Genomic DNA, 26,615 nt, shown 5'->3' with positions numbered 1-26,615 from the left:
AAGCCGTTAAAAACCGTAATAAATACAGTTGTTATATTGTACTTTATTTATAATTTTATAAACTTTAATTACTTAGGCATAGCCTTTTAAAAACTTTAACTCTTATATTGTTGAATGGAACTCGAAAATAAAGGTGTGAAGGGCAGTCAGCTTAAAAATATGATCATCAAAAGGCTTTATTTTAATAAAGCGATGTCATGTGCGGGACTGAGCGACTTGTTTGATAAAAGCATTCCGTCAATAGCCAAGGCCATCAATGAACTGATGCATGAAGGCTTCGTGGTTGAGCATGGGTACGCCCCTTCAAGCGGTGGCCGCCGCCCGCTCATGTATTCTGTTAAGGCCAATGCCATGTATATACTGGCCGTGGCACTCGATCAGCTTACTGCACGCATCCAGTTGTTCGATTTGCAAAATAGCCCCGTGGCCGATATGCTTACTTTTGAGCTCAAACTGCTCAACAACCCCAATGCGCTAACTATACTTACCAACCAGATTAATAGCTATATCAAAACATCGGGTGTAGCCAAGGGCAAAATTGCGGGCATCGGTATCGGTATGCCTGGCTTTATCAATGTAACCCAAGGCATTAATTATACTTACCTTGACGCCAACGGCAGCCTTACCGCTTACCTTACCGAACATACCGGTATTACCACCTATATTGATAACGATTCGAGCCTGATAGCGCTTGCCGAGCAAAAGTTTGGTATAGCAAAGGCGCAAACCGAAGTAATGGTAATTAACCTGGGCTGGGGTATTGGTTTAGGGATGATCGTGAACGGGAAATTGTTCCGCGGCCACACTGGTTTTGCGGGGGAGTTAAGCCATATCCCGCTATCGGAAGATGGCTCATTATGCGAGTGCGGTAAACGCGGTTGCCTGGAGGCCGAAGCATCAATGCTGGTGGTGGCCCGTAAAGCCATCGAGGGTATTCAGCAAGGCCGCATAACCAGTTTAAAACACAATACCAACGATCACTCCAAACTTATGGGCGATGCCCTGCTGGATGCTGCCAATAATGGCGACCAGTTTGCTATAGAATTGCTATCAGATGCCGGTTACAAAATAGGGAAGGCCCTGGCTATCCTTATCCATATCATGAACCCGGCTATTATCGTACTAAGCGGCCGCGGAGCAAAAGTTGCCAAAATATTGATGGCGCCCATACAACAGGCCCTGCACAAATACTGTATCCCCCGTTTATCTGCCGGTACCGAATTACTGGTATCCGAACTCGGCTTTGATGCCGAACTGATTGGCGCCGCAGTATTGGTGATGGAAAATTTTGATAAATCCGTGAAGGCAAAAGTGGCGAAGGCTGTTGCCTGATGTGCAGATTTCAGATTTCAAATGTGCAGATGTTAGATTTGTATATCGGAAAATACTAAATGTTCTTGCGATTCGGAAATTAAGCGTTAGGGGTAGCAGCGGATACAGGCCTGCGCCTAAGGCCATGTGCACGTATGAGCGGATGACCCGGGCCGCAGGCAACGCCCAACATCTAAAATCATCGCTTTTTCATCTGCACATCTGAAATCTGCACATCTACAAGAACACCCTCCCCGAATATTCCATTGCTTCCCGGAATTTGTCCATATTAAGCCCTGTGGGCTCTTTTTTGCTTTCAAGGTATCCTATTAGGTTTTCGGTAGCAATGTTGCCTGTAAGGTCATCTGCGGCCATGGGGCAGCCGCCGTAGCCTTTAATGGCAGTGTCAAACCTTTTGCAGCCGCTTTGGTAAGCAGCTTCTATTTTGGGTTGCCAGGTATCAGGTGTGCTGTGCAGGTGGATGCCGAATTCGGCATTTGGAAATGCCAGGCAGAGTTCGGGATAAATGCTCCTGATCTGGTCAGCTTCCGAAATGCCGATAGTATCGGCCAGGGCTATGTTATTAATTCCTTCTTTTACCAGTTTTTTTGTCCATTCATGAATAATGCCGGTGTTCCATTCGTCGCCGTAGGGGTTACCAAACCCCATAGATAGGTAAACAAGCAGTTTTTTATTACTGGCTACGGATAATTCCTGCATCCGTTTTACATTGTCGAAAGCCTGGGATAGGGTAGTATTGGTATTGCGTAGCTGAAATGTTTCTGAAATTGAAAACGGATAGCCCAGGTAAGTTATTTCCGGGTGCTTTGTAGCTTCCTCGGCACCACGGTAATTGGCAATAATGGCCAATAGTTTTGACTGTGTATTGCTTAAATCTAATTTACTTAACACCTCGGCAGTGTCCTGTAATTGCGGAATGGCTTTTGCCGACACAAAACTTCCGAAATCAATAGTATCAAAGCCCACCTGCAAGAGCAGGTTGATATAAGCTGCCTTTACATCGGTAGGGATAAAATGCACTATCCCCTGCATAGCATCGCGGGGGCACTCAGTTATTTTTATAGTCATTGATTGGTGAGTTGTGAATGGTGAGCAGTGAGTAGTTAATTGATTGTTAAATTTGCCCTTTTATATGCAAGCTTAAAACTTTTATTAATAATTATCAACTCGCCCATTCACCACTCACAATTCACCACTCACTAATCTACCGTCTCCGGCAAATGCTGTTCGTTGGTTAGTCCTTCACGTTCAAACTTGCGGATAATGAGCCTGGTGCCGCCGTTGTAGTTAATATAGCTGGATACCCAGTTGATGAAAACAATTACCTTGTTACGGCCACCCAAAAGCGATATCAGGTGCACAAACATCCAAACCAGCCATGCAAAAAATCCCTGGAACCTGATCTTACCTAAATCGGCGACGGCCTTGTTGCGGCCAATGGTAGCTAACGATCCTTTGTCGAAATATTTAAACGGAGTGGTAGGCTCATGGTTAATGAGCTGCATAATGGTTTTGCCCACATGCGCCCCCATTTGTATAGCTACCTGTGCCACACCGGGATGTCCTTTAGGGGTTTCGTCGGTTATCATGGCTGCCACATCGCCAATGGCGAAGATGTTTTCGGTACCCACCATGCGGCAAATGTTGTCAACCTTTATCCTGTTACCACGTTCAATATTGCCTTTTTCGATGCCTTCGGGTACCACGCCCATAACCCCGGCGCTCCAGATCACGTTTTTGGTGCGGATGGTTTTGCCACCCTCAAATTTTATCTCCTTACCGTCATAGCTTTCTACCTTTACACCTAACAATACTTCTACGCCCATTTTGGTAAGGAAATCTTTGGCCGCATTTGACGCTTGATCCGAGAATGGCCCCAGCACCTTTGGCAAAAAATCTACCAGGTAAACCTTCATATCCTCTTTTTTAAGTTCGGGATAATCTTTGGTCAGCACATGGTTTCGCAGTTCGGCTAATGAGCCCGAAAGCTCAACGCCGGTAGGGCCGGCACCTACCAACACAAACGTGAGCAGTGCTTCGCGCTCATCTTTAGATGTTTTAAGCAGGGCTTCTTCAATGTTCTGGAGTACAGAGTATCGTAAGTTTAATGCCTCCGGGATTGACTTCATCGGCATCGAAAACTTTTCGATATCGTGATTGCCAAAAAAGTTGGTGGTTGATCCGGTGGCAATCACGAGGTAATCATAAGCTATCGGGCCAATGGTGGTATCAATGGTATTGTTTTCGGCATTTACCTTTAATACCTCGGCTATTCTGAAACGGAAATTTTTTTGGCCCGAAAAGTTTTTACGCAGGGAGAAGGCGATCGATTCGGATTCCAGGCCTCCCATGGCTACCTGGTATAACAATGGTTGAAAAGTGTGGTAATTATGCTTATCAAGCATCAGCACGTCAACAGGCTTATCTGCCAGTTTTTTGGCTACCTGCAAGCCGCCAAAGCCACCACCAACTATTACTACTAAAGGGAATTTTGAACTATCTGATGTGTTCATGTGAGGGGTTATTTGTGTTCCTGTTTTAAAGTGCAAGCTTTGCACTTCTGTCTGTTTTGGCAGACGCGAAGGGGCGTCTGTCTATTTTATAGCCAACAGCACAATACCCATGCCGATGGCAATGTTTGTTATTGTTTTATGATGCAATTATACTTCATTGTAACCAATCTGCAACCCCATCCGTCGGCCTTTTTTGGTTGGGGTAGGGCTAAAAAAAAGGCCCCAAATGTTCTTTGGAGCCTTTTAAATAATGTCAGATTATTTTATTTCAGGTCTTTTTTTCCAAAGTCAACTATCACCGGTGTTGCCACGCAGATAGACGAGTATGTACCGAAAATAACCCCGATTAATAATGCGAACGAGAAGCCTTTGATAACATCGCCACCAAATATAAACAACACAATCAGTACGAAGATTACCGTTAATGCGGTAATAATGGTACGGCTTAATGTACTGTTGATAGCGCGGTTAATAACATCTTCCGTTTGTTCATCTTTTGTTTTATGGTCAAGGAACTCGCGGATCCTGTCAAACACCACTACGGTATCGTTAATAGAGTAACCGATTACCGTTAAGATAGCGGCGATGAACGCCTGGTCGATATCCAGCGAGAATGGTAATATGCCATTGAATAACGAGAAGAAGGATAATACCAGCAATGCATCATGCGCTGTTGCAACCATCGCGCCCAAGCTAAACTGCCATTTACGGAAACGGATAAAGATGTATGCCGAGATCACGAGGATGGCTATCAATACTGTGTAAACAGCCGATGTTTTTAATTCCTCGGCAATGGTAGCACTCACTTTTGATTGCCCCTGGATATCGCTATCGCTTATTTTAGTTTCTGGTTTGGTTGCCAGTGCTTCAATCAACGTTTTTCTTACCTGTACATCAACCGCAGGGGTATTTTGCTGGATAAGGTAATTTGTAGTGATGCTGATTTTATCGGCATTTACAGTTTTAACCTCGGTACCGCGACCTAATAAAGATGGATCAACAACGCTGTGAATTTGTTCGGTTGTTATGTTTTTATTAGGGAATGTAATTATAAAGTTACGGCCGCCCTCAAAATCAACACCGTAGCTAAAGCCACGCACAAATATCGAAATAATACCGGCAATTATAAACGTACCTGAGAAAATGTAAAACTTGAAGCGATTTTTAACAAACGCGTAGTTAGCATTTTTGAAGGTATGTGAACTCCATGGGTTGCTGAATTTAATATCCCAGCCTTTTTCAAGCATCCACTCAAATATAACCCTTGAGATTAACAGCGAACAGAACAATGAAGTGATAATACCAATCATCAAGGTAGTTGCAAAACCCTGGATAGGGCCCGAACCGAAGATGAACAGGATTAAACCAGTAAGGAACGTACTGATCTGTGAATCAAGAATAGACGGCAGCGCGTGTTTGAAACCATCGGCTATAGCTATTTTTAATGATTTACCCAAAGCAAGCTCTTCACGTACACGCTCGTACACCAACACGTTGGCATCTACCGCTATACCTAAGGTAAGTACGATACCCGCTACACCAGGTACGGTTAACACCGCACCCAAGCTGGTTAAAACACCCATCAGGAAAAATATGTTGATGATAACCGCAACCACCGCAACGGTACCTGCACGGTTATAGTAAGCAATCATGAAAACAAGTACTACTACCAAACCCAGTACGCATGATAGCAAACTGGCGGCGATAGCTTGTTTACCTAACGATGGACCTACAACATCTTCGGATACGATGTGTGCAGGAGCAGGTAAACGACCGGCCTTTAACACGTTGGCCAAATCCCTCGTATCTTCCTGTGTAAAGCTACCTTCAATGGATGATACACCACCCGAAATTTCGTTTTGAACGTTAGGGGCCGAGTATACGTTATCATCCAGTACAATGGCAATAGCTCGCTTGTTAGTTGCAGCTGCCGCCTCGGCAGTAACGGCACGCCATTTTTGGGCACCTTCCGAGTTCATGATCATTACAACCTCAGGGCTGCCTTTTTGGTTAACATCGGCCCTTGCATCGGTAATTACAGCACCAGAAAGTACCGGACCGTTTTCGGCGCCGCTTAATTTAATGGCGTATAATGCAAAAGCTTTTTGTTTAGCATCCTTCATCGGCTTTACATCCCAAAGGAATTTCATATTGCGTGGGATAGCTGATTGGGCAAGTTTGCTATGCAGATAGCTATTAACCTTGGCGGTATCTTTTAACAAAGCATAACCAACAACAGGACCGATACCTAATTGCTGCTGACCGTTTTGACCCGGATATAGGTTTAACGACATTACAGACAATAACGGATGTTGCGCAGCTAATTGCGATTTGCCGGCCAAAGCATTTGCCGAAGTATCTTTTTCAGCACTTTTTTGAACCTTGCTTAACAACGATCCTGCTTTTTTAGCAGTATCGGTTTTAGCGGCGGCGGTTGCTGTAGCTGGTGTTTTTGTGGAATCGGCTTTAGCGGCAGTTTTGTTTTTGGCACCAAGCAGGTTATCAACGGCTATAATGGTTTGGTAAGCTTCGCTGTTATCAAATGTTTGATAAAATTCCAGCTTTGCAGTTCCTGATAACAGTTTACGAACGCGATCGGGTTCTTTAACACCAGGCAGCTCAATCAGGATGCGGTTTGAACTTGCCTCTAACTGAATGTTAGGCTGGGTTACGCCAAACTGGTTGATACGGGTATTTAAAACCGTGAACGATTGTTTTACGGCGGTGCTGGCCAAATCCCTCAGATAAGCTTCAACTTCGCTGTTGGTGGCGTTGAACTTTAAGTGGTCCTGGTTATCTTTTGTTGAAAAGATAGCGGCCAGTTTACCATCCGGATTCAATTTCTCATACTCGCTTACAAACAGCGCGATATAATCTTTCTGGCTGGTTTTAGCGTCAGCCTGCAGTTTATCGGCGTTTGCCAAAGCCTGGTTGAATGTTGCATCGGGGTTGTCGTTCGAAATTTTGCGTACCAGCTCATCAAGCTGTATCTGCATCGTAACGTTCATACCACCTTTAAGGTCCAAACCTAATGCAAGTTCCCTTTGCAGTACAAAAGCGTAAGTGTGTTTGAATATCGGATATACCGGTTGTGTAGACATTGAGTCCAGGTAAGCCTTCTCTTTTTCAGCATTCCCCTTTGCGTATGCCTTGGCATCACTCTCAACTTTTTGGGCCACCCATGTAAAAGACAGCTGGTAGATACACACAACTGCCAGCAGAATGGCGAAAAATTTAATAACCCCTTTACCTTGCATCGAATTTGTAATATGTAATTAATTAGTTTATAAGCTATTTTTAATAAGACGGCAAATCTAATAAAATTTCGCAAGCAGAAAATTTTAAATTAAAACAAATTGATGACAAAAAATGTTAGCGACGTTCCAGTGTGATAAACGAATAGCTATACTTGTTTTTGTCATCAGGCTCAAAATTTTCACGTTGCGTTTCCTGCCAGTCCTCGGTGTTTAACTCAGGGAAAAAGGTATCTCCTTCAAATTCCTGGTCAATTATGGTGAGATATATGCGGCCTGTTAGCGGGATGGCCTGCCTGTAAATTTCGGCACCACCTACAATAAATACTTCATCCTCCCCGGCACAAAGCGCTAATGCCGCTTCAATTGATTTTACAACTTCGCACCCTTCAATGCTGATATCCTGGCGGGTAATTACAATGTTGCGCCGCCTGGGCAATGGTTTACCTACCGAATCAAATGTTTTGCGGCCCATGATAACGGTATGCCCGGTGGTAACCTCTTTAAAATGCTTCAGGTCGTTTGGTAAATACCAAAGTAATTTATTGTCTTTGCCTATTGCACGGTTTTTGGCGATAGCCACTATGATAGATGTAATCATTAGTTCATTTGTTCACCGGTTCATCAGATGAACCAGATAATTATAAGATCGTCATTGCGAGGTACGAAGCAATCCTCGATACGTTAAGTCCCACATAGTTCGGGATTGCTTCGTACCTCGCAATGACGGTAGTTTAGGAAATTTATTTATATTTCGTTGCACGCGTCATAAGGTCAGCAAATTCTGAGAATTATTTAAATTTTGAAAATCCTGATTCAGACATTATCATTTGGCTAAGCGCTCCAATAAACCTTTATCCTCGCTCATGATCTTTTTTAAATTATTATTGAGGGTTGATTGATCAAACGGATGTGTTTGAAATTGCTTCACAAAATTTAAAACATCGGCTAATGCCGTTTCTGGCATATCATTCAATGCTTTTTGTATTTCTTCTTTTATCTGAACCGCAGTCATAGTCAAATCTACAAATTTTTAATTTCTCAATCCATCCAAACAATCCCACGCCTCAAAAATTCTCACCAATGACCAATGACCAATGACCAATGACCAATGACTATACCGCCACCACACCCTTAATATGCGGATGCGGGTCATAATTTTCCAACGTGAAGTCTTCAAATTTAAAGCTGAAAATATCCTTCACGTCCGGGTTAATTTTCATAGTTGGCAGCGGGCGGGGTTCGCGGCTCAATTGCAGGTTAACCTGTTCCAGGTGATTGTTGTACAGGTGGGCATCGCCAAGAGTGTGGATAAAATCGCCATAATCCAGGTCGCATACCTGTGCTACCATCATGGTGAGCAGGGCGTATGATGCGATGTTGAAAGGCACACCTAAAAATATATCGGCACTGCGCTGGTATAACTGGCAGGATAATTTTCCTTTAGTTTCGCCTTTCGCTTTATCAGCGGGCTCCACATAAAACTGGAACAGGCTATGGCAAGGTGGCAAAGCCATCTGGTTTACTTCTGCTACGTTCCATGCAGAAACAATCATGCGGCGCGAATCCGGATTGTTTTTAATTTGGTTAACTACCTGGGCTATTTGGTCAATATGGCCGCCATCAGGTGTTGGCCAGCTTCGCCATTGCACACCGTATACAGGGCCAAGGTTGCCGTCGGCATCGGCCCATTCGTCCCAAATGCGTACGCCGTTTTCTTTGAGGTAACGGATATTGCTGTCGCCGCTTAAAAACCATATCAACTCATGGATGATTGATTTAAGGTGCAGCTTTTTAGTGGTCACCATCGGGAAACCATCTTTAAGGTTGAAACGCATCTGGTAGCCAAACACACTTACTGTACCGGTACCAGTCCTGTCGTGCTTTTGCGCGCCGGTTTCCAATACATGCTTCATCAAATCGAGATACTGTTTCATTTTTTAGTTCATTAGTTCAGTGGTTCATTAGTTCATTGGTTTTGTCTGGTGGTTTGCTGTGGCGTTCGTTTGGTATAATCGGGTTAAAAAAATGGCTATTTAAAAATCAACCATGCAAATTAAACGCTGTGCTACCAATGAACTAATGAACCAGTAAACCAATGAACCAACCACAAAGAAAAATAATCTGTGTTAACTATCCTAAATATGTGTAAAAATACACGTTTGTTAATCATTCCAAATCAATAGGAAGATAATAACTTTGCTGCGTGACAATTATGTCCTTTTTAATTTTACGACGAGGCGGGGTAGGCTGGGGATTTATCAAAAGTTTATAACAACTCACATAGTCAACCCAATCAACCACTCACTAAAAATATGATCCTTTTTCCCAACGCAAAAATAAACATAGGCCTTAATATTACCGAACGCCGCCCGGATGGTTATCATAACCTGGAAACTATTTTTTATCCTATTGCCATAAAAGATGCGCTGGAAGTGGTTGTAAGTGATGAGCTTACTTTTTCCTCATCGGGGCTTGATATTCCGGGCAGGGTCGAGGATAATCTTTGCTTAAAAGGCTATCACATGCTTAAAAAAGACTTTGATTTACCGCCGGTTAGCATTCATCTGCATAAAAACATTCCGATAGGGGCCGGGTTGGGCGGAGGATCGGCTGACGCGGCTTTTTTTATCAGGCTGATGAATGAGCAGTTTAACCTTTGCCTTTCGGTAGATGAAATGACTGACTATGCCCGGCGCCTGGGGGCCGATTGCGCCTTTTTTATCGAAAATAAACCCGTGTTTGCGTTTGAGCGGGGAGACGAATTTGAAACAATAAAACTCGACTTATCGGCTTACAAAATTGTACTGGTAATGCCCGATATTCATATTTCTACTTCAGAGGCCTTCAGCGGTATTAAACCAACGCCTGTTAAAGATTCCCTGCTGGAACTGATTAGCGAACCCATAACCGAATGGAAAAAAAATATCAAAAACGATTTTGAAACCTCCATTTTTAAAAATCATATCGAGATTCGCGGCGTTAAAGCTGCCCTTTATGAGGCCGGTGCAATTTATGCCAGCATGAGTGGCAGCGGGGCCTCTGTATTCGGAATATTTGACCACACACCCGATCTGGGGTTTTTAGAGGCGGATAATGAAGTGTTTTATTTATGATTTAAATAGATAGGAATCAAGGGTTTTTTTCTGACTCTTGATTCCTATCTATACCTTTTAAAGTACTATCCGCCTGCCTTCTTTTATCGATCTTTTGGCTGCATCCAATATCTGCATCACTATCATATTATATCTTAATGACGACCGGTCGTTATGCGATTTAATGGGGTTTTTAAGGGCGGCCGTAAAATAGGGCACAGGCGCATCGGCGGGTGCGGGCAAAGCCGGCGCCTTAAAGCTGCGCACACTGTTGTTAACTCTTACTTCAACGCTATCTTTATCAAAGGTGTGGATATAGCCTTTGGCGCCAAATATCTCCATGTCTTTGATGCCGTATGGCCAGTTCCATGATGCTTCTATCATGCCGGTGGCGTTAGGGTATTCAACAATAATGGTGGCATCGTCTTCAACCTTAGGGTATACCGATGGTTTGTAATGCCTGGCCACCGCAGTAACTGCTATTGGCCTTTGCCCCTGCATCAGCCAGGTCATCATATTGGCGCCGTAGCAGCCAAAATCGTTTAGCGCACCGGCGCCGTTAAGTATGGGATCTGTTAGCCAGGCCAAAAAATCTTCGCTGCAACCAATCTCGCGCGGACCCTGGTGGCCATCATGAAACACCATTTTACGGATCATTCCCACACTATCTGCCCGTACAGTATTATAGGCATCTTGTACCGATGGGTACCAGGTAGTTTCATAATTGGTAAGCAGGTTGATGTAGTATTTAAGAGCCAGGAACTCCATACGCCGGGCTTGTTCAAGCGTGGCGGCCAAAGGTTTCTCAACCATTACCGAAATGTGCAGCGGTGCGCAGGTTTCTACCACATCTATATGTTTGCCAACCGCATTGTAACCTAAAACTATTACTGGTTTGCGGGCGAGGCACATGGTTTTTAAATCTTCAAAAAACAACGAATCGGGTACGCCATACATTTTGCCATATTTGGCCCACAGTTTTTTATCGGGTTCGGCAATGCCAACAATATTAACGTTGCCGTTGCGGTATTCGTTTAGGATCAGGTGTATATGGTCGTGGTTTAGGCCGGCTATGCCCACTTTTGGCCCGGTGGCTATTTTTTTCACCGGGACGGTGTCCTTTTTTATTAATGTGGTATCCTTTCCAAGCTTTTTTGCTGTATCTGGAGGCAAGGCTTCGGGCTTATTGGGCACCATAGGTGTAGTAGGAGTGGGAATGGTTGTTTGCGCCAGGGTAATACCTGCGCAATTAACAAAAAGCAGGGTTAAAAATAATTTAGCCCCGTGTTTAAAATATGTTTTCATAGTAGTAGATAGAAAATTGTTCACAAACTTATTAAAGCCCCCTCTAAATCTCCCCCGGAAGGGGAGACTTTAGCTTCACCTCCAATCAAACTCCGAAGGTGAAGATCTGAAATTAAAATAACGATGGGTTGCCCCCAAGTTTTATTTTGCCCAAGTGTTTATAAGCGCTCTCGGTGCACTCGCGGCCGCGGGCTGTGCGCATTAAAAAGCCTTCCTGTATTAAAAATGGTTCGTAAACTTCTTCAATGGTACCCTCATCTTCACCAACGGCAGTCGCTATGGTTTTTAACCCAACGGGGCCGCCTTTAAATTTATCAATAATGGTGCTCAATATTTTGTTGTCCATTTCATCCAGGCCATGCTCATCAACATTAAGGGCGTTAAGGGCATATTTGGCTATGGAGGTATCAATATTACCGTCGCCTTTTATCTGCGCAAAATCGCGCGTGCGGCGCAACAGCGCATTGGCTATACGGGGCGTACCGCGACTGCGGCGGGCAATTTCATAAGCCCCCTCATCGGTAATAGGCGTTTTAAGTATGGATGATGACCGCAGTACAATAGTGGTAAGCAGTTTGGCATCATAATACTCCAGCCGGGCATTAATACCAAACCGGGCCCGTAAAGGCGCGGTAAGCAGGCCCGAGCGGGTGGTGGCACCAACCAGGGTGAATGGGTTGAGCGAGATTTGTACCGAGCGCGCGTTAGGGCCGCTCTCCAGCATAATATCTATTTTAAAGTCCTCCATTGCCGAGTATAAATACTCTTCAACTAGGGGGCTTAAACGGTGTATCTCGTCAATAAAAAGAATATCGCCTGTTTCCAGGTTGGTAAGCAGGCCCGCCAGATCGCCGGGTTTATCCAATACGGGGCCCGATGTTATCTTGATGCCTACACTCATTTCATTGGCGATGATGTGCGATAGCGTGGTTTTGCCCAGTCCCGGAGGGCCGTGCAGCAACACGTGATCAAGCGCCTCGCCACGCTGGCGGGCTGCCTGTACAAATATTTTTAAGTTAGCTAATATTTTATGCTGACCGGTAAAATCCTCAAACTGTTGCGGGCGTAAAACTTTTTCGATATCACGCTCGGTATTGCTGAGGCGTTCCGGTGCCGGATCAAGGTGCTCGTTCATTACCAACGAAATTAGTTTTTTTATTTCGGATTTCGGAATTGGGATTTCGGATTTGTCATTCGGGGAATTTAAAATTGCGGAGTTGAAATCCAAAAATCTTCAAATAAATAAATCCGAAATCAAACATCCCCAAGAAATATCGGATTTCGGAATTGGGATTTCGGATTTGGAACGGCAGGTGGAATAGAAATCTAAAATTAAAATAAATCCGAAATCGAACATCCCAAATCCGAAATCAAGATCATCCCTCCGGGTATTTCCTGAAAATGCTGTTGAGTTTCATTTTTATTACGCCAAAAATAGCTTCGCCAAATATGCCCGACGACATTTTGGATGTGCCGAGGGTTCGGTTGATGAATATAATGGGTACTTCTACCAGTTTAAAGCCATGTTTAACCGTGGTGTATTTCATCTCGATCTGGAAAGCGTAGCCCACAAACTTTATTTTATCAAGCTCGATAGTTTCCAGTACTTTGCGTTTATAACACATGAATCCGGCTGTTGAATCGGCAACATCTATTCCGGTAATAAAACGCACGTATACAGATGCAAAATAACTCATGAGTACACGGCTCATGGGCCAGTTTACCACGTTTACCCCTGTGCTGTAGCGCGAGCCGATAGCAGCATCGGCACCGTCAATACAGGCTTGTCGCAGCTTCAGCAAATCGTCGGGATTGTGCGAAAAATCAGCATCCATTTCAAAAATATAGTCGTAATGGCGCTCAATAGCCCATTTAAAACCGTGGATATAGGCGGTGCCTAAGCCCTGTTTTCCCGCCCGCTCTACTATAAAAAGCTGCTCGGGATATACGTTCATTAAATTTTTTACAATGGTGGAGGTACCATCCGGCGATCCGTCATCGATGATAAGCAAATGAAAATCATGCGGAAGGGAAAATATTTTGCGGATCATCCGCTCAATATTTTCCTTCTCGTTATAGGTGGGTATAATAACTATACTGTCTGGCACAAACTAATTCTGATGTTGAATGAATAAAACACAAAACAACGAATTTTATTATACAATCGGGTTATCAGGATGAATTGGAGTTACTTTATCGTCGTGAATATCCAGTCCTTTTGCCAGTACCTCATCTACCAAATAAGCTTTTTCCTTTAATCGTGGGCTTACAAAAAGGAATATCACAAAAAAGCCAAGGCAGATGCCTGTGAAAAGCCAAAAGAAAGATGCACCGGTAAAACGGGCAAAATAACCATGGTTGGCAATGCTGTTATTAACAATGGTATTGAAGAATGAACCTACCGAATAAGTAAAATACCAGATAGCGGTCATGGTGCTCTTCATAGATACAGGCGATTGGGTGTACGCGTACTCCAGCCCAACTAATGAAACCAATACTTCGCCTGCTGATAATATCGCGTAAGCAAAAATCTGCCACCAAACGGAAGGATGTAAGCCTTTATCAACCTTTTCCTGTAGTAAGGCGATGATTAAAAAGCTACCTGCGGTAACCAACAAACCAAAGCCTATTTTACGAAGCGGGGTTAGCTTTAAGCCCAGTTTTGTGGCCAGCGGATACAAAAAGAAATTAAAAAGGGGAATCATCGCCAACAGGAAAACTGCGTTTACTGTTTGTATTTGAGATGGAAGAATTTTCCATCCGAAAACCCCTAAGTTTAAATCGAGGTGAACAGATTGTAACACCCATTCGGCACTGTTCATATCCCATAACGACCAAAAAACCGGTATAAAAGCAAATACAGCCATGATACGCCAAACGGCTTTAATGCCATCAACTTTATCATATCCGTATTTGGCTTCTGCTTGTTCCCAGGCAGTTCCGGGTGCTTTTGGGCTCAATTTACACAAAAGTGTATAAAAGCTTACCGATACAAAATTATCTTTATTAATGCCTTTTGCGGGTAGCTTTACATAACTTTTACTACCCGAGAAGAATATCAGGGTAGCCAGAGCCATTAATATCCCCGGTACGCCAAACGCCCAGGCAGCGCCAAATTTATCATAAATTAAAGGGATCAGGAACAAACTAACCATGGATCCTGCATTGATGCTGAAGTAAAACCAACTGTAAATGGTACTCATCAAGTGCTGGTTGCTATGGTCAAACTGGTCGCCAACATTGGCAGATACACACGATTTGATGGCGCCTGCAGAAAATGCTATAATAATTAAGCCGGTTTGGAAGCCGGCCAGGTTGGTATCAAACATTGATAAAAGGAAGTGCCCGATGGTATAAATAAGCGAACCGATAAGGATAACGCGGTACTTACCAAAAAACCAGTCGGCAAGGATAGCACCAAGCAGAGGGGTAGCATAAACCAGGGTAGAAAACATGTGGTTGATACTGTTGGAGTGGGCATTGGCTTCAACCGAATTTTCATGGCTGAAAAACTGGTGAACTAAAAAAACAGCCAGGATACTCCGCATTCCGTAAAAACTGAAACGCTCTGCAAATTCATTGCCTATAATAAATGGTACTGCCCTTGGAATTTTACCTATCGATCGTGATTGTGCTGCTGTTTTTTCCTGCATTTATTTGTCAACTTAAAGTTTTGCTAAAGTAGTATAAATCTTTTAAATCAAAATTTTATACCGAAAGTGTTACAAGCTATCTGTGGATTGTTTTGATTATTAGCCGGTAAGGTGGCTATAATTCTAAAATTAATGTGATGTTGGAACAAGTTTTTTATCGCGTAGCGCTTGTTTTTTGGGGTCGATATACTGAGGGTCGACGGTATTGCTGGTATTATCAGGCACGTTGCGCATATCCAGCTGTTCAACATACACCCAACGGCCATTCTTTAATTTATACCCATCGTAAGTTAGGTCGGGTCCAAAGGTTTCGGGTTTGTTTTTTTCTTTGGCATCAGGCGGGGCGAGGTGGTCAAACACAATAAGGTTTTGTTCGGGTACATACCTTAGCAGCATAGAGGCCTGGCGGGCATACTCAAATACTACACGTTTGCGGGTTTTGCCGTTGCCATCAAATACCGGCATGCCAAATACCGGCCCGGCATCATTAAATGAAAGCACGTCAATTACTTTCTTGGTCGATTTTACCGTGTTGCCCTTCCAGCCTAACAAAATGTAGTAGGTTTTGGCGGCGTAAACAGGTACAATTTTATAATACTGCGCGCCCAGCCATTTGCGGTTATTTACCACGGAATCCTCGGGGTTTTTTAAAAAGGGAGAGTAATCTTCTAAAGGGTACATTTTTAAAAAACCGCCGGTATTCATTTGTATGGTGCCGTAAAAACGGTAGCTGCCATCCTCGTTCATAATAGGCCATGTAAAAATACGGAACCGGTTATCGGGCGAGTTGATGATGCTGATGGTTTTAACAGAATCAAAATGATACAGGAACGAGTTGGGTGTTTTTAAGGCGCTCACCATCGTTTTAATAAATTTATAGTTGGCGTTTTTGCGTGCCAGGTCGTTTTCGTCGTTAATGAAGGTTTTACCTAAGTTTTTTAGGGTGTCTTCGTAAAGTTTTAACTGTTTAATATGCGCGTTCTCGTCAGAGTGCTGGGCATAGGTATGAATACAAAGCAGGATGGATGCGAGGGATGTAAGAAGCTTTTTAATCACGGTATTAATTATGATTTTGATTTAAATATAGCTATATAATTCTAAAATTCGTTGTCGCGGGTATAACATGTTCATAATGCGGGGGCTGTTAATCCGGAGCTTGCTGAACGATGTTCGTATGCAAATTGCCCATCATCCTTAAGCAGGAAGTATCTATCAGCTAAGCATGACCGATAGAAAGTTCGCGAATCCGCCGTGCCTACCTGTGACATCCAATTTCCTGTCATCCTGAGGTACGAAGGATCTATCAGCTATGCATGACCGCTAAAAAGTTGGCGAATAGCTTCGTTCCTCAACATGACAGCCTTTTATTTTTGAATGTCATCTCCCCTTCAATATTTCGCAAAATTTCATCACCTGCTATTACACTGGTATTTAAATCTACTAACGTAAATTTTCGATAACCATTGCGCTGGCGCCGCCGCCGCCGTTACAAATTCCGGCCGCACCAAATTTGCCCTGGTTTTGTTGTAATACGTTAATTAAGGTAACAATGATTCGCGCACCCGATGCACCCAGCGGGTGGCCTAATGAAACCGCACCGCCATTTACGTTAACTTTTGCGGGGTCGAGCTTCAACAATTGATTGTTAGCGATGGCTACAACAGAGAAGGCCTCGTTTATCTCGAAAAAATCGATTTGATCTGATGACAAACCAGCTTTGTGTAATGCTAATGGGATGGCCTTTGATGGGGCGGTGGTAAACCATTCCGGCGCCTGCTGTGCATCGGCATAAGATATAATACGGGCAAGCGGTTTAATGCCCAGTTCATTAGCTTTTTCGCGGCTCATTAATACTAAAGCCGCCGCGCCATCATTTAGTGTTGATGCATTGGCAGCCGTTACAGTGCCATCTTTTTTAAATACGGGCTTTAATGAAGGGATTTTGTCAAACTTAACGGCTTTAGGTTCCTCGTCATCTGTAAACAGGGTAACATCGCCTTTTTTATCTTTTAGTTCAACAGGAGTTATTTCATCCTTGAATTTACCCTCGGCCTGGGCTGATTGTGCGCGCTTGTATGACTCAATGGCAAATGCATCCTGATCTTCGCGGCTGATGTTACAATCAACGGCGCAAAGCTCGGCTGCTGAGCCCATGTGGTAATCATTATATACATCCCAAAGGCCATCTTTTACCAGGCCATCAATAATTTGCCCGTTGCCTAAGCGATAGCCGTTGCGGGCTTTATCCAGGTAATAGGGTACGTTGCTCATGCTCTCCATTCCCCCGGCAACCACAATGTCGTTTTGGCCAAGGTCTATGCTTTGTGCAGCAAGCATAATAGCTTTCATGCCCGAGGCGCAAACTTTATTGACCGTAGTGGCAGGTAAATAGGGTAGGCCGGCAAATATAGCTGCCTGGGTAGCCGGCGCCTGGCCTAAATTGGCCGACATTACATTACCCATATAAACTTCTTGTATCTGATCTGGCTTTAACCCGGCCTTTTCAACTGCCGATTTGATAACCAGCGCCCCAAGTTGCGTGGCGCCTATAGTGGCTAAGCTACCACCGAAACTACCTATAGGCGTACGGGTGGCGGCTATTATTACTACTTCTTTCATGTGTCCCTCATTAAAATTGGTTGGGCAAATTTAGTTATTTTGAGGAGAGTTGAAAGCTATGCATGCATAATAATAGTTTAGTAAGAACTCTGCTTTCTTCTGCCTTTAAGAATCAAAAGATGCTGCGCAAGAAAACTAAGTAACGTGATTTTCTCTTCGGTAATATCATCATCAATAACAGTAATAGTGTTTGTCATGGAAAATAGGGCATTTTTTATATGAATCAAAACGCCTGAAATATTTGATTTCCATTGATAAGTATTCGACGATATATCAGCTTTCGAAAAAATAGCTGTAAATCCATCTGTCATAGCTAACGATGGTGGTTGATGCAGGTAGTTATAACCAACAATTATTTCCCCCAAAAACAAATCGGTGTTATCGTAAATCATGATCTGAGCGTTTCCGAATGGTTCAAAATCATAACCTAATCTCCAGTCGCCATAATATGAACCTATTTCTGCTGTTTCCCGCGCCAGGCCGTCGTAAGTTAATTTACCAAAATTATTCTGGTGATCTGTTAAAACATATTCGCCATTAAACAAATCTTGTCTGATTAAATATAAAGTCTTGCGATCTTTTATTTTTTGAAATTCCATTACTCCTTTTTCTTCTTCGCCCCTTTTTTACGTGTAAGCAGTGCCTGTTGCATCAGGTATTCTATTTGCCCGTTGGTGCTTCTGAATTCTTCGGCAGCCCAGGCTTCCAGTTCCTTTAATACATCGGGATTAATGCGTAATACAAATGCCTTTTTCTCAGCCATATCAACTCCCCGCCGCGGCAGCGGCCTGCGCTTGTTTTATCAAAATTAAATTTACCCCCAAAAGTACCAGCAATGGCATATCGGGAATGCTTTTCAGCTTATCCAGGTCTATCGATACTTCAAATGGCTTTTTAAAGCCCCACACAGCTGTTTTTACACTTAAAATGTCGCCATATTGATCGTTTGTTAAGCTAAACGTGCGGGTAAAAATCTTCTTGTAGGCATACACAGCTTCAAAACCATTGTTCATGCTCAGTTTTACCTTACGGGATAATATCTCGGGGGTTATAGCTCCCAATTCTATTTCGTTAACATCCTTTATCAATAAAGTGCGGCTAAAAATTGCCTTGCGTTTTATGATCCACGTTTTTTGTGCCGATTCCAATATCATCGTGGTTTTCCAGATGTTGCCGTAGCTTAGTTTGCCATAGCTGAACTGCCCGTCGCTAAGCTCAAAGGACGGCCTGAAAAAGCCGTTTCTTATAATGATAAGCTGGTTGGTGCGCAGCTGGTCAAAACTTCTGAACTGCTCCATGTTATTAATGATATAACGTGCCTGTGTTTACAACGGGGTTAACGCTCCTGTCGCCGCATAGCACAACCAGCAGGTTGCTAACCATGGCCGCCTTCTTTTCTTCGTCAAGTTCCACTATGTTTTTTTCTGATAGTTTATTCAGCGCCATCTCCACCATCCCTACAGCACCTTCAACAATTAGCCTGCGGGCGGCAATAATGGCCGAAGCCTGTTGTACCTGTAACATAGAGTGTGCAATCTCCGGCGCGTAGGCCAGGTGTGATATTCTTGCTTCCAAAACTTCAATGCCGGCGCGATCGAGCCTTTCATTTAATTCTTTTTCCAGCAAAAGGCTTACCTGCTCGGCACCTCCGCGTAAGGTAATGGTGGCGGTTTCGTCCTCCAGGTTATCATAAGGGAACGAATTGGCCAGGTGCCTTACGGCAGCTTCGCTTTGTATGTTTACATACTGGATATAATTTTCGACCGCGAATACGGCGCTGGCAGTGTCCTTTATCTGCCACACAATAACAGCAGCAATTTCAATAGGGTTGCCAATGCTGTCGTTTACTTTTAATTGCTGCCCGTTAAGGTTAAATGCCCTTAACGAAACTTTTCTTTTTACGGTAAAAGGGTTTACCCAAAAAAAGCCGTCTTTTTTTACGGTACCCACATATTTACCAAAAAGGGTAAGCACTTTTGATTCGTTGGGGTTTACAATAACCAGCCCGGGCAGTATAAAAATAAAACCCAGTATACCTAATATGGAACCTATTGGCTCTTCGCCAATAAATAAGCAAACGGCAGCTACGGCCAATACAACAAGCAGTAAGACAAAAGCCGCAAAGCCAGATGGTGGGTTGATGGTTTTTTCGGAGTCCATGGTGATTTATTTTGATTTTAAAATGATATCACAAAGATATCAGAATTAAAATCAAAAAATCAAAAAAAAACTGGCAAATAATTAACAGTCCGAGGATTAACGACGGAATGTCAATTTAACAAAGCTGTATCGAGCTCGGTTAACGATGAAAATTAATGTAACAACAGATAAGTGAAGTATCTTGATTATAGCTTCCTGGCTCTTTTTTTAATTGCCTGTTTTAAACAATCGTCCCCAAAGCCTGCCAAAGAAACCTTTTTCGCCCATAGGGATGTAGCTTGAATTCATGGGGTGCTCAATTACGGCACCAAATTTCAACGAAAAACCCAGAAATATATCCATACCCGAGTAGGTGCCAATATGATCTATTTGTGTTTGGTTGCCCAGCGCGGCAAAAGCAAGCCTGCCCGTGTTAATAAGCCTCTCGGAGCCTCCGTAAACTTCAAAATTGGGGGTTTTATACATCAGTTGGGCGCCTACGTTAAATAACTTCATATCATCGTAACTGGCAGTAATTGTGGCGGTATAGTTTTGATACTGCACGTGGTTAACCAATGCAGCGGTAAACCCAGTAAACCAAAACTCTTTGGAGCCTATAAGGGTTGGCGTGTATTTAAAATTATTATCGTAATCTATCCAATATGTTTTTGATGCGCTCAATTCGCCCCTTGCATTTGTTTTTGTAGTGAACGAACCGATTTTAGACATAGCCTCAGTGCTTCTGAACAGCTTAATTACGGCATTGTAGATGCTATCTTCCCGGCCACCTGACCTTAACCCGGTTATGGTTGTAGTATTATCAAAATCAGAAGCAAGCGAACGGCTGCTCCAGTGTATAAAGCCTAAATCTTTAATATTTGCCTGTATGGTTATTTTATCGTCAGTTATGTAAGATGTTCCAATGGTTATAGAAGCGCCCGGGCTTCGGAACGTAGGCAGGTAATCGTGTGCCGAAGGCTGGCCCGGTATGTAGCTCGAATAATAACGGCCGCGCATGCTGACGGTAGCCTGGTTATTAACCGTATCAAACACAGCATGTGAACCTGTAACATCGAGCTTTGAATATTTTATGCCCAGCAAAGCACTCAACTTAAAACCAAAGGCAAACTGCTTATTAATCCGTTCGCGGTACGAATAACTGATCTGGTTATAGGTTTGATATTGAAAATGATTGTTAAAGATATCATCGTAAGGATTGCCTTTAAAATTACGTACATCGTCAAACAAAGCAATTGTTTCATCAGATATAAGGCCACGGCTTTCTGCTTTTAATTGATACGAAAGGCCCATTTCTACATCGCCATTAAGACTTGTGAAAGATTTAAGCATAATCGCATAAGCATTAACGTTGGCATTAACATGGTTGTATTTGCTTTTGCCAATTTCTAATTGTGCTGATTGATAAGTGTTTGGCGATGCAAATAGGCGTCTTTTTAGCGACTGTTGTATGTCGCCGGTAACATAAGCATTGGCATTAAAGTTGGGTATGAAAAAATTAAATGCATATTGCCTGCTTGAGTCGGGTATAAATGATCTTACCGATGGGTTTTCGAACGAATCATAAAGCGTACCAGTGTTATACTGAGAAAATTGCTGGGCCGAGGCCGAGAAAGAAATGAGCAAAAAGAAAAAAACGATGTAAATTTTATTCATATTATATCTCGCGAGCCTTAGTCCGTTTTGATTTTTTAAAGATAAAATTCAAAACTGGTTATCTGTAAAAAAGGGTAAAATAATCAAGCTTTTTAACGCATTTTGGCATAAATTGGTTGTGAACCCGCCAAATTAATTTTTTTTAGTAAACGCTGCGGTGTCAATTTTGTTTATTTTCATGCAAAAATTGGTGTAAAAGTTCCTGTCAGACGCTGTAAATTGATAAGCGGCCCCGTAAAAATCTTTCCAGCCGGGGTGGTTGTTTTCAAAGGCGTCATAAAATGGGTTTTTAAGGTCGCGCTTTAATATCGGCTGTGCGTTTTTAAAGTTGATAAAAAAAGCAACATTGCTTCGCTCGGCCAGCAAATTGTCAAACTCGTTATACTGCCCGGTTTTGCTGATGAATTTACGGTTGATATAGGTATCGGTATAGCTGCTTAGTTCTGATGACGACGCAGCCAGCACCAGGTAGTTATCTATGACCATGAAATAAGGTTTTCTGAAAATGCTAAAAGCATCGCCCAGTAAAAAAAAAGGTATTTTTTCGTAATTAAACTGCCCTATACCATCGCTTACCATGGTGCTGATATTGGTCATCAAAGGCAATAGCTTTGATCCATCTTTAACCGAAATAATGGCAAACTTTTCCTGGTACCGGGTTGTCACCACCGCAAATTCATTACTTAATAAGGGCTCAAATTCGTTTTTTAACAACAGGCCGGTTTCCTGTTTAATTTTACCGAAAAGCTTATCCTTTTCGGCGTTTACACCTGCCTTAAAGTGCCATTGGGACAAATCGGCTTCAAATTTTTGCGGGTCGGATACGGCAAAGCAAATGCTATAGGCCGTAGTTGCGGGGAACATATCTTTCAAGCGATTGTCAACAGGCTGCTGCTTGGTAAACAGGTTTAGATAGCTATAGGTGTGATTGTTTAAACTGGTTATCCCGTTAAACATTAAAGCATCGTTTTTATAATTTATGCTCAGGGCGGCAACGGCCGGCAATAAACGGAAGCTTTTGAAAATATCGGTATTATTGTTTTTAAAAACCTCATCAAACAGGGGCGACAACTGGCCGTAATTGATGTATAAGTTGGCCAGCGAGTTGGCGTTTTGCTGATCGGGCAGAGGGACAAATATGGTTTTGCTTTTGTCGCTTTTGTATAATGCGCTTAAATCTATCAACGCTTTTGAAAAACTGCCTACAAAAATATTATCTTCTTTTTTAATGATATAAAAATGCTTGTTGATACTTTTTATCAAAATATCGTATTCGGGCCCGATAGCATTGTGGTTAATAGTAATTGAAAGCGCACCTTTTGATTGCCCCGTTATCTGGTTAAATGAGTTTGGATCAAAACCAACAGATGCCGTTGTGGTTACCAATAATCCTATATCACCGGTATCTGACGGATGAACAGAGATAAATACATTTTGGCCCGAAAAAAACTGATCAGACAGCGGGGACAACATAAGCAACCTGCGCATGGTATCCAAATCGCTTAATTTTTGTTTGCCAACAGTTGCGGCTAACAGGTGGTTGCCATTAAAAATATCATAAAAGCCTTTTTCGTTGTTAAATTCAAACACAGCAACCGCGTTATCTGGAATGCTTTGCATTACCTGGTTATTGCGCACCCCTGGCGGGTTTAAATTTTTAAAATATACAACCGTTATAAATACAGTGGCAGCCAGTAAAATTATGGTGGTTACTATCAGTCGTCTCATAGCAGTTTGCTTTACAAAGATAGAATTTTACCCTGCGGCATTAAAGTAATACTTTCAATTGGTTAACTTAGCTTTTTATATCTGCATGAACAAAAAAATAATCGTCACCGCTTCGCTTTTAGGAATGCTCGCTGTAATAACCGGTGCTTTTGGGGCGCATGGGCTTAAAGCAGTTTTGCAACCCAGCCAGTTAGAGGTTTGGCACACCGCCGTACAATATAATTTTTACCACGTATTTGCCCTGCTTTTTCTATCTACCTTTAAAGAACCAAAAGGGAAGCTGATTAAAGCCGCTTATTACCTGTTTACCTTCGGGATAATATTTTTTTCAGGGTCATTATACCTGTTAAGCTGCCGCGGCATTATAGGTTGGAACTGGCTGATATACATGGGCCCGGTAACACCATTGGGCGGCTTGCTGTTTATTTTAGGCTGGCTGATGATGGCGATAGCTGCCTTGGGCGATAGGGAAATTAAATAAGAATCAAGAGTTAAGAATCAAGAGTCAAGACGGAAAATTGGTAACCATTTTTGAATTCTAACTCTCGATCAATTTTAACATGCAAAATTTAAAAGTTCACCATCAGGGATTTAGACGGGAAATAGACCAGCGTTGTCTTAATTCTTGACTCTTAATTCTTGACTCTGCTAAAAACAAATGTTAGAGTTTACCGAATTTGAGCACACCGATCGTAAGACGCTTTTTGTAGAAGTGATTTTGCCGCTGTCTATCTCAAAAAATTACACTTACCGCGTACCTTTTGAAATGAACGATGCTATTGCCATTGGCAAAAGGGTAGTAGTGCAGTTTGGTAAAAGCAAGCTTTATACTGCGGTTGTTAAAGACATCAGCGAACTGGCGCCTGAAAAATACGAGGCCAAGTATATTATTGACATATTGGATAACCTGCCGGTGGTTACGCCCCACCAATTGCATTTTTGGCAATGGGTGGCCGATTATTATATGTGCAACGTAGGCGAGGTAATGAATGCTGCACTGCCCGCGGCCTTGAAACTGGCCAGCGAAACCAAAATAGAACTTAGTAAGGAATTTGATATAGACCGGAGCGCGCTGCACGACAAGGAGTTTTTGATTGTGGAGGCGCTGGATATTCAGCCCGAGTTAACTATAAGCGATATTGCTAAACTGTTAGGTCAAAAAACGGTTATGCCTATTTTGAAGCTGATGTTTGAGAAAAACCTCATCCACATCAGCGAAGAAGTAAGTGAGCGTTACAAGCCCCGTAAACGTACTTTTATCGCCCTAAACCCGGTTTATAACAATCCCGATAACCTGCGCGAGCTATTTCCGATACTGGAAAAACGCGCGCCTAAACAAGCTGATGCCTTGCTGGCATACATCAAACTATCGCGTACCCAAAAGGCTGTCACCAAAAATGAACTGATTGAGGAGAGTGGGGCGGGAGAATCGAGTATAAAATCACTTATAGAAAAAGAAATATTATTCGCTGTAGAGAAGAACGTAAGCCGGCTTCATTTTGAGGAAGATTTGGATGCTATTACCAATTTTGACTTGAGCGACCAGCAAACGGAAGTGCTGGAAAGCATTGGGCGGCAATTCCTTGAAAAAGATGTTACGTTGCTTCACGGAGTAACTTCGTCTGGTAAAACGCAGCTTTATATCAGGCTGATAGAGGAGATGATGCGCAACGACAGGCAGGTGCTTTACCTGTTGCCCGAGATTGCGCTTACCACCCACATCATAGAACGGTTGCGCATCTATTTTGGCGCCGACATTGGTGTGTACCACTCCCGTTTTAATGATAATGAGCGGGTAGAGGTTTGGCAAAAAGTACTCAACAACGATTATAAGGTGATATTGGGTGCCCGGTCATCCCTGTTTTTACCATTTAATGACCTTGGGTTGATTATTGTTGACGAAGAGCACGAAACATCGTACAAACAGTTTGATCCTGCTCCCCGTTACAACGCCCGTGATGCTGCCATATTTTTAGCCAACATGCATCATGGCAAAGTTTTGTTAGGTTCGGCTACGCCATCATTTGAAAGTTATCATAATGCTAAAACCGGAAAATATGGTTTTGCAGAACTTACCGAGCGTTTTGGAGGGGTAGAGTTGCCCGATGTGGAAGTTGTGAGTATCGCTACGGAAACGAAGCAAAAGACAATTCAATCGCATTTTACCAGCGTGTTGATGGCCGGTATAACCGAAGCATTGGCTAATAAAGAGCAGGTTATCCTGTTTCAGAACCGGCGTGGCTATGCCCCGGTGCTCATGTGCAAAATTTGCGCCTTTACGCCCAAATGTATCAATTGCGATGTAAGCCTTACTTATCATAAAAGCAGCGGCAAGCTGCATTGCCATTACTGCGGTTATAAGGAAGATTCGCCATCTATTTGCCCGGCCTGCGGATCCACACACCTGGAATACAAGGGTTTTGGTACCGAGAAAATTGAGGACGAGTTAAGCCTGCTGTTGCCCGATGCACGTATTGCCCGTATGGACCTGGATACCACACGTGCGCGTAACTCGCTGCAAACCATATTGAACGACCTGGAGGAAAAAAAGATAGATATACTGGTAGGTACCCAAATGGTAGCCAAGGGGCTCGATTTTAGCGACGTTACCTTAATCGGGATCATTAATGCCGATAGTTTGCTCAAGTTTCCGGACTACCGCGCCAATGAGCGCAGTTTCCAGATGCTTGCCCAGGTAAGCGGCAGGGCAGGCCGCAGGGGCAAGCAGGGAAAGGTGGTGATACAAACTTATGATCCGTTCCATCGCGTTATTAAACAGGTAATTGCTAATGATTACAGCGATTTGTACTACACAGAAATGGCCGAGCGTAAAAGCTTCAAATACCCGCCGTTCTACCGTATTATTAATTTAGACATCAAGCATAAAAATCCCGAAATACTGTATAACCAGTCGGTTTACCTGGCCAATGAGTTGCGTAAGCACTTTGGTGAAAGAGTAATTGGCCCCGAGTCGCCGTTGATTAGCCGCATTCGTAATTTTTATATCAAATCCATCATGTTAAAGTTTGAGAAGGATGGGATTTCGATTGTAAAGGCAAAGGCGATACTAAAGGATGTGATTGTACAGTTTCAGACCACTAAGCTGAGTAAAGGGAGTATTGTACAGCCGGATGTGGATCCGTACTAAATAATATTTCCCTTTTGTCATTCTGAGCGGTAAAATCCGCGGATTCTGAAGAGAAGATAACACTCAAAAATAAAAGACTGTCATCCTGAGGTACGAAGGATCTATTCACGAACTTTTCTATCAGTCATGCACGACTGATAGATCCCTCGTACCTC

22 protein-coding genes are annotated in these 26,615 nt (G+C 43.0%); 4 read left to right on the top strand and 18 right to left on the bottom strand.

Going from position 1 to position 26,615, the window contains the following annotated elements; translation table 11 throughout:
• Window positions 1–114 precede the first annotated feature (114 nt).
• Window positions 115–1,332, top strand: coding sequence for an ROK family protein (locus PQ469_RS15615; RefSeq protein WP_274208511.1), 1,218 nt, complete (start codon window positions 115–117; stop codon window positions 1,330–1,332).
• A gap of 216 nt (window positions 1,333–1,548) precedes the next feature.
• Here the strand turns inward: PQ469_RS15615 and PQ469_RS15610 are convergent, their stop codons facing one another.
• The 6 genes from PQ469_RS15610 to PQ469_RS15585 form a co-directional block, all read right to left on the bottom strand.
• Entirely contained in the window at window positions 1,549–2,400 is an 852-nt protein-coding gene (locus PQ469_RS15610; RefSeq protein WP_274208510.1) for a hydroxymethylglutaryl-CoA lyase, read from the bottom strand.
• 131 nt (window positions 2,401–2,531) lie between these two features.
• Window positions 2,532–3,845, bottom strand: a complete 1,314-nt coding sequence (locus tag PQ469_RS15605) for an NAD(P)/FAD-dependent oxidoreductase (protein ID WP_274208509.1) — start codon at window positions 3,843–3,845, stop codon at window positions 2,532–2,534.
• Window positions 3,846–4,108: 263 nt separating this feature from the next.
• Window positions 4,109–7,102 (bottom strand): protein translocase subunit SecDF, encoded by a 2,994-nt coding sequence (gene secDF / locus PQ469_RS15600; RefSeq protein WP_274208508.1) that lies wholly within the window; start codon window positions 7,100–7,102, stop codon window positions 4,109–4,111.
• A gap of 115 nt (window positions 7,103–7,217) precedes the next feature.
• Entirely contained in the window at window positions 7,218–7,700 is a 483-nt protein-coding gene (locus PQ469_RS15595) for a dihydrofolate reductase (RefSeq protein WP_274208507.1), read from the bottom strand.
• A 225-nt stretch (window positions 7,701–7,925) separates the two neighbouring features.
• On the bottom strand, window positions 7,926–8,114 hold the full coding sequence (locus PQ469_RS15590) for a hypothetical protein (RefSeq protein ID WP_274208506.1): 189 nt from the start codon (window positions 8,112–8,114) through the stop codon (window positions 7,926–7,928).
• A gap of 100 nt (window positions 8,115–8,214) precedes the next feature.
• On the bottom strand, window positions 8,215–9,036 hold the full coding sequence (locus PQ469_RS15585; RefSeq protein ID WP_274208505.1) for a thymidylate synthase: 822 nt from the start codon (window positions 9,034–9,036) through the stop codon (window positions 8,215–8,217).
• 378 nt (window positions 9,037–9,414) lie between these two features.
• Between PQ469_RS15585 and ispE the strand changes: the two genes are divergently transcribed.
• Window positions 9,415–10,215 carry a 4-(cytidine 5'-diphospho)-2-C-methyl-D-erythritol kinase gene (gene ispE / locus PQ469_RS15580; protein WP_274208504.1) on the top strand — a complete coding sequence of 267 codons (801 nt, stop codon included), beginning with the start codon at window positions 9,415–9,417 and terminating at the stop codon, window positions 10,213–10,215.
• A gap of 57 nt (window positions 10,216–10,272) precedes the next feature.
• On the opposite strand, the gene PQ469_RS15575 is transcribed toward ispE, so the two are convergent.
• From PQ469_RS15575 to PQ469_RS15520, 12 genes are all read right to left on the bottom strand, one after another.
• Window positions 10,273–11,499, bottom strand: coding sequence for a Gfo/Idh/MocA family protein (locus PQ469_RS15575; protein WP_274208503.1), 1,227 nt, complete (start codon window positions 11,497–11,499; stop codon window positions 10,273–10,275).
• Between the two features lie 112 nt (window positions 11,500–11,611).
• Window positions 11,612–12,634 (bottom strand): Holliday junction branch migration DNA helicase RuvB, encoded by a 1,023-nt coding sequence (gene ruvB / locus PQ469_RS15570; protein WP_090650437.1) that lies wholly within the window; start codon window positions 12,632–12,634, stop codon window positions 11,612–11,614.
• Between the two features lie 241 nt (window positions 12,635–12,875).
• Window positions 12,876–13,607 carry a polyprenol monophosphomannose synthase gene (locus tag PQ469_RS15565; RefSeq protein ID WP_274208502.1) on the bottom strand — a complete coding sequence of 244 codons (732 nt, stop codon included), beginning with the start codon at window positions 13,605–13,607 and terminating at the stop codon, window positions 12,876–12,878.
• Window positions 13,608–13,655: 48 nt separating this feature from the next.
• A complete protein-coding gene (locus tag PQ469_RS15560; protein ID WP_274208501.1) occupies window positions 13,656–15,152 on the bottom strand; it encodes a POT-type proton-dependent oligopeptide transporter in 1,497 nt (498 codons plus the stop codon).
• A gap of 129 nt (window positions 15,153–15,281) precedes the next feature.
• Window positions 15,282–16,208, bottom strand: coding sequence for a hypothetical protein (locus PQ469_RS15555; protein WP_090649880.1), 927 nt, complete (start codon window positions 16,206–16,208; stop codon window positions 15,282–15,284).
• A gap of 384 nt (window positions 16,209–16,592) precedes the next feature.
• A complete protein-coding gene (locus tag PQ469_RS15550; RefSeq protein ID WP_274208499.1) occupies window positions 16,593–17,771 on the bottom strand; it encodes an acetyl-CoA C-acyltransferase in 1,179 nt (392 codons plus the stop codon).
• A 77-nt stretch (window positions 17,772–17,848) separates the two neighbouring features.
• On the bottom strand, window positions 17,849–18,370 hold the full coding sequence (locus tag PQ469_RS15545; RefSeq protein ID WP_274208498.1) for a hypothetical protein: 522 nt from the start codon (window positions 18,368–18,370) through the stop codon (window positions 17,849–17,851).
• Window positions 18,370–18,534 (bottom strand): type II toxin-antitoxin system antitoxin, encoded by a 165-nt coding sequence (locus PQ469_RS15540; RefSeq protein ID WP_274208497.1) that lies wholly within the window; start codon window positions 18,532–18,534, stop codon window positions 18,370–18,372. Before PQ469_RS15540 ends, PQ469_RS15545 begins: the two co-directional genes overlap by 1 nt.
• Window position 18,535: 1 nt before the next feature.
• A complete protein-coding gene (locus tag PQ469_RS15535) occupies window positions 18,536–19,069 on the bottom strand; it encodes a hypothetical protein (RefSeq protein WP_274208496.1) in 534 nt (177 codons plus the stop codon).
• A 4-nt stretch (window positions 19,070–19,073) separates the two neighbouring features.
• On the bottom strand, window positions 19,074–19,931 hold the full coding sequence (locus PQ469_RS15530; RefSeq protein WP_274213804.1) for an SPFH domain-containing protein: 858 nt from the start codon (window positions 19,929–19,931) through the stop codon (window positions 19,074–19,076).
• 207 nt (window positions 19,932–20,138) lie between these two features.
• Window positions 20,139–21,584, bottom strand: coding sequence for a DUF5723 family protein (locus PQ469_RS15525; protein ID WP_274213802.1), 1,446 nt, complete (start codon window positions 21,582–21,584; stop codon window positions 20,139–20,141).
• A 132-nt stretch (window positions 21,585–21,716) separates the two neighbouring features.
• Window positions 21,717–23,312 (bottom strand): hypothetical protein, encoded by a 1,596-nt coding sequence (locus PQ469_RS15520; protein WP_274213800.1) that lies wholly within the window; start codon window positions 23,310–23,312, stop codon window positions 21,717–21,719.
• Window positions 23,313–23,397: 85 nt separating this feature from the next.
• Here PQ469_RS15520 and PQ469_RS15515 point away from each other — a divergent pair, with 85 nt between their 5' ends.
• Both PQ469_RS15515 and priA read left to right on the top strand, forming a co-directional pair.
• A complete protein-coding gene (locus tag PQ469_RS15515; protein WP_274213799.1) occupies window positions 23,398–23,793 on the top strand; it encodes a DUF423 domain-containing protein in 396 nt (131 codons plus the stop codon).
• Between the two features lie 177 nt (window positions 23,794–23,970).
• On the top strand, window positions 23,971–26,460 hold the full coding sequence (gene priA / locus PQ469_RS15510) for a replication restart helicase PriA (protein ID WP_274213798.1): 2,490 nt from the start codon (window positions 23,971–23,973) through the stop codon (window positions 26,458–26,460).
• Window positions 26,461–26,615: the final 155 nt, after the last annotated feature.

It is taken from the genome of Mucilaginibacter sp. KACC 22773 (genome assembly GCF_028736215.1).
Taxonomy (GTDB): domain Bacteria; phylum Bacteroidota; class Bacteroidia; order Sphingobacteriales; family Sphingobacteriaceae; genus Mucilaginibacter.
Note: the sequence above shows the minus strand (reverse complement) of the source record. Positions and strands in the feature narration are given on the sequence as shown.